This window comes from Pseudomonas guariconensis, from assembly GCF_015680235.1.
Taxonomy (GTDB): Bacteria; Pseudomonadota; Gammaproteobacteria; order Pseudomonadales; family Pseudomonadaceae; genus Aquipseudomonas; species Aquipseudomonas guariconensis_A.
Genome location: NZ_JADLJL010000018.1, coordinates 24090 through 35481, shown reverse-complemented (window position 1 = coordinate 35481; position 11392 = coordinate 24090). Strand labels below are relative to the sequence as shown.

The 11392-nt window shown below is 62.9% G+C and carries 11 protein-coding genes and 1 tRNA gene; 6 read left to right on the top strand and 6 right to left on the bottom strand.

Translation table 11 applies throughout. From position 1 onward, the window contains the following. Positions 1 to 106: 106 nt before the first annotated feature. On the bottom strand, positions 107 to 910 hold the full coding sequence (locus IRZ56_RS14115; RefSeq protein ID WP_196145486.1) for an MOSC domain-containing protein: 804 nt from the start codon (positions 908 to 910) through the stop codon (positions 107 to 109). 60 nt (positions 911 to 970) lie between these two features. Further along, positions 971 to 1906 (bottom strand): chemotaxis protein, encoded by a 936-nt coding sequence (locus IRZ56_RS14110; protein WP_196145485.1) that lies wholly within the window; start codon positions 1904 to 1906, stop codon positions 971 to 973. Positions 1907 to 2246: 340 nt separating this feature from the next. Between IRZ56_RS14110 and IRZ56_RS14105 the strand changes: the two genes are divergently transcribed. From IRZ56_RS14105 to IRZ56_RS14095, 3 genes are all read left to right on the top strand, one after another. Continuing rightward, positions 2247 to 2759, top strand: a complete 513-nt coding sequence (locus IRZ56_RS14105) for a histidine kinase (RefSeq protein WP_196145484.1) — start codon at positions 2247 to 2249, stop codon at positions 2757 to 2759. Positions 2760 to 3044: 285 nt separating this feature from the next. Further along, positions 3045 to 3941, top strand: coding sequence for a sensor histidine kinase (locus IRZ56_RS14100; RefSeq protein WP_196145483.1), 897 nt, complete (start codon positions 3045 to 3047; stop codon positions 3939 to 3941). Next, positions 3931 to 4590 (top strand): response regulator, encoded by a 660-nt coding sequence (locus IRZ56_RS14095; RefSeq protein WP_196145482.1) that lies wholly within the window; start codon positions 3931 to 3933, stop codon positions 4588 to 4590. Before IRZ56_RS14100 ends, IRZ56_RS14095 begins: the two co-directional genes overlap by 11 nt. On the opposite strand, the gene yegS is transcribed toward IRZ56_RS14095, so the two are convergent. After that, on the bottom strand, positions 4574 to 5461 hold the full coding sequence (gene yegS, locus IRZ56_RS14090) for a lipid kinase YegS (RefSeq protein WP_196145481.1): 888 nt from the start codon (positions 5459 to 5461) through the stop codon (positions 4574 to 4576). The genes IRZ56_RS14095 and yegS overlap by 17 nt on opposite strands. A 196-nt stretch (positions 5462 to 5657) precedes the next feature. Here yegS and IRZ56_RS14085 point away from each other — a divergent pair, with 196 nt between their 5' ends. After that, the gene (locus tag IRZ56_RS14085; RefSeq protein ID WP_196145480.1) at positions 5658 to 6905 is read left to right on the top strand and encodes a glycosyltransferase family 4 protein; all 1248 of its coding nucleotides are present in this window, start codon (positions 5658 to 5660) and stop codon (positions 6903 to 6905) included. Here IRZ56_RS14085 and glp read toward each other — a convergent pair. Together glp and moaB are read right to left on the bottom strand one after the other, a co-directional pair. Next, entirely contained in the window at positions 6894 to 8081 is a 1188-nt protein-coding gene (glp, locus tag IRZ56_RS14080) for a gephyrin-like molybdotransferase Glp (protein ID WP_196145527.1), read from the bottom strand. The genes IRZ56_RS14085 and glp overlap by 12 nt on opposite strands. Positions 8082 to 8103: 22 nt before the next feature. Continuing rightward, a complete protein-coding gene (moaB, locus tag IRZ56_RS14075) occupies positions 8104 to 8643 on the bottom strand; it encodes a molybdenum cofactor biosynthesis protein B (protein ID WP_196145479.1) in 540 nt (179 codons plus the stop codon). A gap of 176 nt (positions 8644 to 8819) precedes the next feature. Between moaB and IRZ56_RS14070 the strand changes: the two genes are divergently transcribed. Continuing rightward, a complete protein-coding gene (locus IRZ56_RS14070) occupies positions 8820 to 9041 on the top strand; it encodes a YgdI/YgdR family lipoprotein (protein ID WP_196145478.1) in 222 nt (73 codons plus the stop codon). Positions 9042 to 9123: 82 nt separating this feature from the next. Further along, positions 9124 to 9200: transfer RNA gene (locus IRZ56_RS14065), tRNA-Pro, on the top strand. A 298-nt stretch (positions 9201 to 9498) separates the two neighbouring features. Here the strand turns inward: IRZ56_RS14065 and mqo are convergent. Then, positions 9499 to 11094, bottom strand: coding sequence for a malate dehydrogenase (quinone) (gene mqo, locus IRZ56_RS14060; protein WP_196145477.1), 1596 nt, complete (start codon positions 11092 to 11094; stop codon positions 9499 to 9501). Between the last annotated feature and the right edge of the window lie 298 nt (positions 11095 to 11392).

Sequence of the window (11392 nt, the reverse complement as noted above, 5' to 3'; positions counted from 1 at the left end):
GGCCGTGGGCCTTGCCGGCGATAGGTTGCACAGCAGCCTCATCCCTGAGCCCCGTTCGCGATGGACACCACCGGGCCAGGCAAACGCAGGGGCCCGCAGCCCAAACCTACTCGAGCACCTCAACCGCCATCCCCACCCGCAGCTCCCCGCTGCCATCCACCGCCAGGTTCTGCCCGAACAACACATCCCCCTCGCGCTCACGGAACGTCTTCAACGTCGTCAAAGGCTCCCGATCCGCACTGCGCTCCCCGGTCGCCGGGTCCAGGGTCGTCAGGATGCAGCGTACGCTGGGCTTGAGCACCCGGAAAACCAGGTCGCCGATACGAATCCGCTTCCACCCGTCCTCGGCAAACGGCTCAGTCCCCGACACCACTAGGTTCGGCCGGAACCGCAACATCTCCATGGGCCGCCCGATCCGTCGATTCAGCTCATCGAGCGACCCCTGCCCGATCAACAGCAAAGGAAACCCGTCCGGGAACGCCGCACGGTCACTGTTGAACCCGTAGCCACTGGGCAAGTAACGGGCCCGCTGTTCAGGGCAATACACCAGGCGCACCGGCTTGCCGAGCAGCTCGCTCAACCAGGCCGCGGCAACATCACCGGCATCGGGCACGCGCAAGGTGTCGCGCCAGATGGTCACTCCCCGCAGCGCCTCGTCGGCAGGTGGTACAGGCACCGTAATCGACGCCAGCCCCGATGCTTCGAGCAGCAATTGGCCATCTACGCCATAACGGGCCTTGAGCTGCCCAAGCCGTGGCCAGGCCCGCTGGGTGAGGAAGCGCCCGTTGCCCTCCTCCACCACCATCCAGCGCCGGTCGCCCTGCAGGCCCAGCAAGTCTACCGCCGAAGCCTCAAGGCTCTGGGCCTGCCCCGATTTCACCGGGTACCGATACAACGCACTCAAAAACATCCCTGCCCGCCTCGTGCCAGTCGAAAGCGCAAGCTTATACCCGGCAGCGGCCTGCAATCACTAGGCGGTGGCCACATCCAGCATCAGCCGTTGGTGGACCACGTCCACCAGGCGGTCAGGCTGGAACTTGGACAGGAAATTGTCGCAGCCGACCTTCTTGACCATCGATTCGTTGAAACTGCCCGACAATGAGGTATGCAGCACCACATGCAGCCCACGCAGACGGGCATCGCTGCGAATCTCCGTGGTCAGCCGGTAACCGTCCATTTCCGGCATTTCCGCATCGGTGAACACCATCAGCAGCTTTTCGCAGACATCCTCCCCCGCATCGGCCCAACCCTTGAGCATGCGCAAGGCCTTCAGGCCGTCACTGGCCACATGCAGCTTCATGCCCAGCTGGGACAAGGTCTCGCGTAATTGCACCAAGGCCACGCTGGAGTCGTCCACCAGCAATACCTCACGCCCTCGGGCCCGTGCCAGGACCGGGTCGTCGAGCTTGTCTCGGGACACGCGCGTGTTATAGGGCACGATCTCGGCCAGTACTTTCTCCACATCGATCACCTCGACCAGTTGCTCATCGACCCTGGTGATCGCCGTCAGGTAATGCTGGCGCCCGGCACTGGACGGCGGCGGCATGATCGCTTCCCAATTCATGTTGACGATGCGATCGACACCACCGACCAGGAACGCCTGTACCGAGCGGTTGTATTCGGTGACGATGATCGTGCTGTCCGGGCCCGGCTGCAGCGGGCGCATGCCAATCGCCTGGGACAGATCGATCACCGGCAGCGTCTGCCCGCGCAGGTTGACCACGCCGCACACGAACGCATGGCGTTGCGGCATCAATGTCAGCTTGGGCAGCTGCAATACTTCCTGGACCTTGAACACATTGATGGCGAACAACTGGCGGCCCGCCAGGCGGAACATGAGAATCTCCAGGCGGTTCTCACCCACCAATTGCGTTCGTTGGTCGACCGTGTCGAGAATGCCAGCCATTGGAAACCCCCAGGCTTGAGTCGGTGAATGATGTCATCTGCCCTGTATCGGCGGCTCGGGCAGCAGCTTGACCTATTACAGGAAAATGCATGATGCCTAATTGATATCAATTTACCATCATGCTTTACTGCCGATAGGCCTCCTACCCCCCGCCTTTGCGCCCTCGCCTCAAAAACCATCAGGGTTTCCCCTAGTGGCAATCGGGTGCGACCTGATTTTCCCCGTATCCGTTAGCCATTAATGTGACGCCTTTCTCATTGCATGAATGGAGTCAGGCTTTGCTAGCGACAGTCTCGGTGTTGCCAACCGCGTGTCCAGCCCTGCGCGCAGGGGCGTCATGATGGACAGCGCACCACTGAACAATGGCGCCCTGCAGGATTTCCTTGTGGATGCACAGGTGTGGCTGACAAAGTCGCTGGAATGCCTGCAACACCTCGAGCTGATCCACAACGATCCCGATGCCTGCCTCTGCCTGAATGAAACCCTCGAGACCCTCGCCCGTCGCGCCAACCTGCTGGGCCTGGTCGAACTTGCCCATTACACGGCCACCTTGCAACGGTTGCTCGAGCCTGCCTGCCAGCAACGGCACCTGGGCAGTGAAGCCTTGAGTGCACTGCATGCGTGCTTGAACCTGCTGGCGTGGCAGTTGGAGCTGGTGGACGCCTCGACCGGCCGCCTCGGCCTGGATACCGAGGAGCAACATCTGCTGCTGGGCGAACTGGCCAATGCCCTGGGCCAACCCTTCCCCGCACTGTGCGGCCCTTGCCAGGCCCGCGGCGAGGTCTGCGCCCACTCACATCCCGCCCAGGCGATATCCAGGCCCTCCGACAGCCTGAACAGCCCCCGGCATTGATGTGCTTGCCCAGGCATGTGGGTTTGCTCCAAACCCATCGCCATGCATACGATTCAGAACCCGACATAACGCCACTTGCGCCCGACAATACCGGGCTTCCAGGTCATTACCCAGCAGCGACCAAATGAACCTGAAGTGATACCATGCCCGCAATCGAATGCACGCGTAGCGGGTATTGTCCAATTGGATGGACACCTTCGATGACTGTTGAACGCAGGATGCCAAAGCCTCTGATCACCCCCATGCAAGGCCTCCAAGAGCAATAATTCAGTGGCTTTTCTACCTATGTCCCCACGCTTTAAAACTCCATCGCGTTGCCGCTACCGCGCCACCTTGCTGCGCTGGACGACCGCGTTGATATGCGTGGCCTCCCTACTTGCCAACCTGGTGCTGAGCCTGCGCGGGCAGCCGCTGCCTGCCAGCCTGTTGCTCCTGCAACTGCTCGCCTTGGCCGGCGTTCTTTGGCACTGGCGTCAATGGGGGCGCTCGATCACCCTTCAGCCAGCGGAATTAGCCGATCGCATGCTCAAGGTGCAGGAAAGCGAACGCCAACGCCTGAGCCGCGAGCTGCATGACGACATCGGCCAACTACTCACGGCCGCCAAGCTCCAGGTCGACTGGCTACAGCGGCGCATGCCTGCCGACCTGCAGGCGCATTGCGAGACGTTGCGCAGGACCCTGGACAACACCTTGGGCAATGTGCGCGACGTCTCCGCCCTTCTCAACCCGCGCCAGCTGGCCAGCCTGGGCCTGGAAGCCAGCCTGCGCGCCCACTTGCTGCGTACGCTGGAAAACAGCGAGGTACATTGGAGCCTTCAATGCCACCAACGCCTGGAAGGCATCTGCGAGGACGTTTCCATGGCGGCATTCCGTATCACCCAGGAAGCCGTCACCAACATGTTGCGCCACGCCAACGCATGCAACCTCACGATTAGCCTGCAGCGGACCCCCGCCGGCCTTGCCCTGTCAATCCAGGACGACGGTTGCGGTTTCGTCCCAGCCAGCGACCCCGCCGAGGCAGGCCAGCGTGGCATGGCGGGCATGCTGGAACGCGCCACGGCCTTGCAGGGCAGCCTGACCATCACCAGCCAGCCCGGCCAAGGCACTCGTATCGACGCCTTGTTCCCTTGGCCACCGCGCACCGAAGAACGAGCCAGGATCTCTACCTCCCATGACCTGTAGATTGCTGCTGGTGGACGACCACTCGCTGATCCGTGCCGGCGTGCGCGCCCTGGTGTCCGATATTCCCGGCTATGCGGTGGTCGGCGAGGCTGACGATGGCAGCCAATTGCTGGAAATGGTCCAGCGCCTGGTGCCGGACATCGTCCTGCTGGATATTTCGATGCGTTCGACCAGCGGCCTGGATGCGCTGAACCAGCTGCGAGCAAACGACCTTGCCTGCAAAGTGCTGATACTTTCCATGCACACCGACCCCGACCTGATCATGCGCGCCCTGGAGAGTGGCGCCCATGGCTACCTGCTCAAGGACACCACGGCCAACGAACTGGAACAGGCCCTGGCCGCCTTGCGCAGTGGCGAGCGCTACCTGAGCCCGGCCATCGCCCACACAGTGATCAACCAGGCGCTGCTGCGCGCTCAGGACGGCAAGCAACCAGCCGTTGACCGCCATAACCTGACGGCGCGCCAGCTGGAAATCCTACGCCTGATCGTGCGCGGCAAGTCGACCCGAGAGATCGCCAGCGGCCTAGGCCTGTCGATCAAGACCGTCGAAACCCACCGCTCGCAAATCATGAAACGCCTGCAGATCTATGACGTCGCGGGCCTGGTACTGTTTGCCGTACGCGAGAAGATCATCAGCCTGGACGACTGAGTACTGGCGAGTCCGCCGGCAAGTGCAGGCGCAATGCACCAGGGCTTGCCTCGAAGCGCAAGCTGTCGGCCTGCAGCGGTTCACCATCGAGGTTGATGTCCAGTCCCTGGGAGCTTTTGATTTCGACCCAAGGCAGACGGGCCCGGACGAACAGCCCCTCGCCAGCCAGCAATTCACGCAATGCCCCGACCATCTCCTGGGGCGCGGGCAAGATGCCGATATCCAGCAAACCATCGTCGACCACTGCATCGGGGCACAATACATGCCCGCCACCGGCCTGACGGCCGTTGCCGATGCCCAGCGCCAATAAATCGCCTTGCCAATGGAAGCCCGGCCCTTGCAGCTCCACCGAGGCCGCTTGCAGCTCGCTGAAGCGTGACAAGCCCGTGAACAGGTAAGCCGCAGCGCCCAGAACCTTCTTCAGGTCTTCCGACGTATTGGCCGTCACCTGGCTGCCGAAACCGCCAGTGGCCATGTTGAGAAACAGCTGGTCGCCCACTTTGCCCAGGTCTACCGCCTGTGCCGGCTGTTCCAGCAGGTTCAATGCAGCCTCGGGCTCCAGCGGTACCCCTGCGGCCTTGGCAAAGTCGTTGGCCGTACCCAGGGGCAGCAGCGCCAGGCTGGCCGAGTGTCCGGCCTGGCCCATGGCCTCGGCGACATCGCGCAAGGTGCCATCCCCACCACCAGCAACCACGTGTGAATAACCGGCGGCCAAGGCTTCGCCGACTAACCGCTGGGCGTCGCCCGCCTCCCAGGTCAAGCGCACATCCAGCACCCAGCCGCGCTCACGCAGGGCGCCCACAGCACTGCGTACTTCTTCGTTCATGGCTTGCTTGCCATGCAGGATCAACATTGCCTTGCGCTCGCCCATCATCCCTACCCTCGCCTTATCGCCTCCAATCTCGACCACGGCTGACCCACAATGGTTGCATGGCCAGACGCCCCATAATCGACAAAAACTTGGCTACCCCGACCAACTACCTGGCGACATGGCCATTTTATTGACTATGCTCATGCCATATCCCCTGGCTGTACAGCGTACCAGCCGTCGACGAGGTAGCGGGGCCATGCGCATACTCTGGACACTGCCCTACCTGCCCTGGCCCACCACCAGCGGCAGCAAGACCCGGCAATATCACCTGCTGCGCGAACTGTCGCGCCAGGGCCACCGGATCACCTTGCTGGCGCAGTCGAAGGTGCCGCTCGGCGATGCCGCCCGGGACATGCTGGAACCCTTGGTCGAGCGCTTGATCGTGCTGCCCCGACGCCCTCTGCACAGCCCGCTCAACCTGTTGGCCTCGCCGATCATCGACTACCCCATGCGGGCCATCATCCATGGCCTGGCGCCTTGCCTGCGACACCGCTTCGAACAGTTGCTGGACGAACCCTGGGATGTGATCCAGGTCGAGCACAGCTACAGCTTCCAGCCCTTCGAAAAAGCCCTGCAAGCCCGCCGCCTGCCCTTCATGCTCACCGAGCACAACCTAGAGTCGGTGATGGGCACCGCCTGTCATGACCGGCTGCCATTGTGGCTACGCCCCCTCAATGCCTTCGACCGCTGGCGCTACCGGCGCTGGGAGCAGCGCGTGTTGCGCCAGCCCAGCGAAGTGGTGGCCGTCAGTGCCCATGATGCCGAATGGATCGGACAGATCAGCGGCCGGTCGGTGAATGTGGTGGTCAATGGCGTCGATTGTGACTATTACCAGGACGTACGCCCGGCCTACCGCAGCCAACGGCTGCTGTTCGTAGGCAATTTCGAATACGGCGCCAACCTGGAAGCCATCGAATGGGCGCTGGAAGAGATCCTGCCGCAAGTGTGGATGAGCAACCCGGCCGTGCGCTTGGCCATCGCCGGGCACGCGCTGCCGGCCAGCTGGAAGCTGCATTGGAACGACCCGCGCATCGAATGGATCGGCTATCGCCCGGATCTGCGGGACCTGCAACGGCGCTCGGCACTGTTCTTCGCGCCGCTGCGCTATGCCGGCGGCTCCAAGGTGAAGATCCTTGAAGCCATGGCCGCCGGGTTGCCGGTGCTGACCACCAGTAAGGGGGCGTCGGGCCTGGCGATCAACAGCGGCGAGCACTACCTGGGCAGCGATGACAGCGGCCAGCTGGCACTGTTGATCACGCAATTGCTCAACCAACCCTGGCGCATGTGTCAACTGGGCGAGACAGGCCGCCAATTCGTCCGCCAGCGCCACGATTGGAGCGTCGCGGCGCAGCAATTGATGAATGTGCACATGCGCCTGAGCCAGTTGGGGCCGGTCGAGGCTTCGTCGCTGGACAACGCGCTGCTCGGCCGCTCAGTCAAGTAGCTCGCTGAAAGGAATGAACGACACGATGTCACCCTGGCGCAACGTGGTGCCCTCACGCACCTCCACCAGCCCCTCGGCCCAGGCCGCGCTACGCAGCACGCCGGAGCTCTGGTTCTTGTAGATGCGTGCCTGGCCGTCTTCGATCCGCGCCCGCAGGTATTCGCGCCGGCCTCCCGGCTTGGGCCAGTCGAAGCCGGCCGGCACGTTGAAACGCAGCGCAGCGACCTGCGCCACGCCTTGGCGGCGCAGCAGGTAAGGCCGCGTCAGCAAGGCGAAGGTCACCAGGGTCGACGCCGGGTTGCCTGGCAAGCCGATCACCGGGACACCGCGAAAATGCCCAAAGGTCAACGGCTTGCCCGGCTTGATGGCCAGCTTCCACAACGCCAGCTCGCCCGCTTCGCGCAGGGCCATGCCCAGGTAGTCGGCCTCGCCAACCGAGACACCGCCGCTCGACAGAATCAGGTCGACGTCACCCAGACCGGCCAGGCATTGGCGAGTGCGCTGCAGGTCATCGGCGAGGATGCCCACGTCCACCACTTCGCAGCCCAGACGCTGCAACCAACTGGCCAGCAAACGCCGATTGCTGTTGTAGATTTGCCCAGGGCCCAACGGCTGGCCAGGCTCGACCAGCTCGTCACCCGTGGACAGCACGGCGACGCGCACCTTGCGCACCACCTCGAGCCGGGCATGGCCCAAGGTTGCCGCCAACCCCAGCTGGATAGGCCCAAGCCGCGTGCCAGCCGCCATCACCTGTTCGCCTACGCGAGCCTCCTGCCCTTGTGGGCGTACGTTCTGCCCTGGTTTGAGCGGCTCAAGGAAACGCACCTGACCGGTTTGCAGCACCTCCGTGTTTTCCTGCATCTCGACGCAGTCGGCTCCCTCGGGCAGCGGCGCGCCGGTAAAGATCCGTGCACAAGTACCCGGCTGCAGCGGCGCAGGGGCATGGCCGGCGAAGATACGTTGGCTCACTGGCAAGGGCTCACCCTGCCAATCCGCCAGGCGCAGGGCATAACCGTCCATGGCACTGTTCGGCCAGGGCGGCAGGTCGAGCTCGGCGACCACCTCTCGGGCTAGCACCCGCCCCTGGGCATCGGCCAGGGCCACGCTTTCCGAACCCTTGATCGGCGCGGCCTCGGCCAGCGCGAGCAAGCGCTCCAGGGCCTCTTCCACCGCCATCAGTGGGCGGGCTTTGCCGACCTCAACCACGGCTTTCACAGGCCGCTGCCTGTTTCAGGTGCGGTACGAAGTTACAGGGGCGATGGCGGGCATCGAGCTGCTCGGCCAGGATGCCGTCCCACCCAGTGCGCACCGCGTTGGTCGAGCCCGGCAGACAGCACACCAGGGTGCCGTTGGCCAGGCCCGCCAAGGCGCGGGACTGCACGGTGGAGGTGCCGATGTCGGCCACGGATATTTGCCGGAACAGCTCGCCGAAGCCCTCGACCTGCTTGTCGAGCAAGCAAGCGACCGCTTCCGGCGTGCTGTCACGGCCGGTGAAACCAGTACCGCCTGTGATCAGCACCACCTGCACCTGGTCATCGGCGATCCAGGTGGCGACCTGGGCGCGGATCTTGTACAGGTCGTCCTTGAGCAGCACGCGGGCCGCCAGGCGATGGCCCGCCGCGTTCAGGCGGTCGACAAACAATTGGCCGGACGTGTCGGTCTCGAAGGTGCGGGTATCGCTGACCGTGAGCACGGCGATATTCAGCGGCACGAAAGGGGTGTCTGCCTTGGCTTTCATGGGAGTCCGTCGCAGGAAAGGGAAGATGGTCGCTGTTATATCACAGGCCACCGCGACGCCGCCGTTGTTCTCGGTCAATGCCTGCGCAATGGCGCTATGCTGCACTGTGCAAGGAACTTTGCGTGGACGCCTGGCGTCCTACTAGACATCAAGCACGATCGTACTGGAGAAACACAATGATTCAACGGACCCTTCCCGCTTTCCTGCTCGCCCTCGGCCTTGGTGCCCTCGCTGGCTGCGCATCGCCGACCGTCATCACCCTCAATGATGGCCGCGAGGTCCAGGCAGTGGACACCCCTTCGTATGACGAAGACTCCGGTTTCTACGAATTCGAGCAGCTCGACGGCAAGCGCACCCGCATCAACAAAGACCAGATCCGCACCGTCAAAGAGCTGTGATTTGAACGGCCTTTTTCGGCAAACACTCTTTTTGCAACAAGGGGTTGCGTCGAAAAATGCGATGCAGTAGGATTTTGTTCATCGGAGTGTAGCGCAGCCAGGTAGCGCGTCTCGTTCGGGACGAGAAGGCCGCAGGTTCGAATCCTGTCTCTCCGACCAAATCCTATCCAAGAAGCCCGCCTCGAGCGGGCTTTTTGTTGTCTTCGGAAAAGCTGGGGCCTGCGGCCCAATCGCGGGACAAGCCCGCTCCCACACAGAGCCTGCAATGGCCGCAACCGCAGCAAAGCAGCATGCCCCTTTAGCAGCCCATCGCCGGCAAGCCGGCTCCCACAGGGGCAACGCTGCCCTCAAGGCTGACGCGTTACTTGTGGGAGCCGGCTTGCCGGCGATGGGCGTGCAGCGCCCCTTATCCTTAACTGACAGGCATTACCCTGAAGGGACGTTCTTCGCTACAGCGTTACTGCACCGTGACCGCTTCGGCCACCGCCTCTTCCGGCTGCACCGGAACGTACAGCAGCTGCAGACGCGCACTGCTCCATTCACGGGTCTTGTTGGTCAGCTCGAGGTTGTTGTTCAGCTTCTGGCCATAGGTCGGCACGATTTCCTTGAGCTTGGCTTGCCATTCAGGACTCTGGACGCGGTCCTTGAAGGTCTTTTCCAGTACCGTCAGCATGATCGGCGCCGCGGTGGAAGCACCTGGCGAAGCCCCCAGCAGCGCGGCGATGGTGCCGTCCTGAGAAGCCACCACCTCGGTGCCGAACTGCAGGATGCCGCCGTGCTCAGGGTCCTTCTTGATCACCTGAACACGCTGGCCGGCCTGCAGCAGCTTCCAGTCCTCGTTCTTGGCGTTGGGGAAGTATTCGCGCAGGGCGTTCATGCGGTCATCGAAGCTGAGCATCAGCTGGCCCATCAGGTAGGTGCTCAGGTCGATATTGTCGATACCGGCATTCATCATCGGCATGATGTTGTGCGTGGTCAGCGACGCGAACATGTCCAGCAGCGAGCCATTCTTCAGGTATTTGGTGGAGAAGGTCGCGAACGGGCCGAACAGCAGCACTTCCTTGCCGTCGATCATGCGGGTATCCAGGTGCGGTACCGACATCGGCGGCGCACCGACCGAGGCCTTGCCGTACAGCTTGGCCTTGTGGCGAGCGACGATGTCCGGGTTGTCGGTCATCAGGAACTGGCCACCGACCGGGAAGCCCGCATAGCCTTCGGCTTCCGGAATACCGGACTTCTGCAGCAGCTTGAGGGCACCACCACCGGCACCGATGAACACGAACTTGGCGTTGACGCTGGTCTCCTTGCCACCGTTGGCCAAGTCCGCCACCACCACGTTCCAGCTGCCGTCGTCGTTGCGCACGATATCGCGCACTTCATGGCGCAGGTGCACCTGGACGTTGGGGTTGCGGGTCATCGAAGCGAACAGCTGGCGGGTGATCTCGCCGAAGTTCACGTCGGTGCCGATGGCCATGCGGGTGGCGGCGACCTTCTGCTCAGGCGAACGGCCTTCCATCACGATCGGTACCCACTTGCGGATCTGCTCGTGGTCTTCGGAGATCTCCATGCCGCGGAACAGCGAGCTGTGCTGCAGGGCCTCGACGCGCTTGTGCAGGAAGGCGACGTTCTCATCCCCCCAGACGAAACTCATGTGCGGCACGTTGTTGATGAACGACTTCGGGTTGCTCAGCACGCCCTGCTCGACCTGATAGGCCCAGAATTGCTTGGAGACCTCGAACTGCTCGTTGACGTTGACCGCCTTGCTGATGTCGATCTTGCCGTCCTTGCCTTCGCTGGTGTAGTTCAGCTCGCAGAAGGCCGAGTGGCCGGTACCGGCGTTGTTCCAACCGTTGGAGCTTTCCTCGGCGACTTGGTCCATGCGCTCGTAGACGTCGACTTTCCAGTTCGGCTCGAGCTCGGTGAGGTAGGTACCCAGGCTCGCACTCATGATGCCGCCGCCGATCAGCAGGACGTCGACGGACTTTTCCGGCTCACCGGGCTTGGAGCAGCCGATGACGCTCAGGCACAGGAGCGTCAGCAGGATTTTTTTCATAGTTCAATCCAATTGAAGTGAAGTGGCTGGCGTTGCCCTGCCCCCGCGATGCACGCCCGGTTGTTGTTCTGGCTCGCGCGGCCTTCGCGTCAGCGACGCGTCATCCTGCGGCAACTGGCCTGCAGGACCGATGAAGGTCGACGCCTGGGGTTTCGATGGGTCGGGACAGGATTGCCATGGGCCTTGGCCCGGCTCGCCCTAAAGCAGGAGTTGTGCCAGTTTCACCAAGACCAACGGCTAATAGCTAGGACGTGTGGTCGCACCCCATCTTTAGCGGTTTCGCTGGCGGCAATCCGCC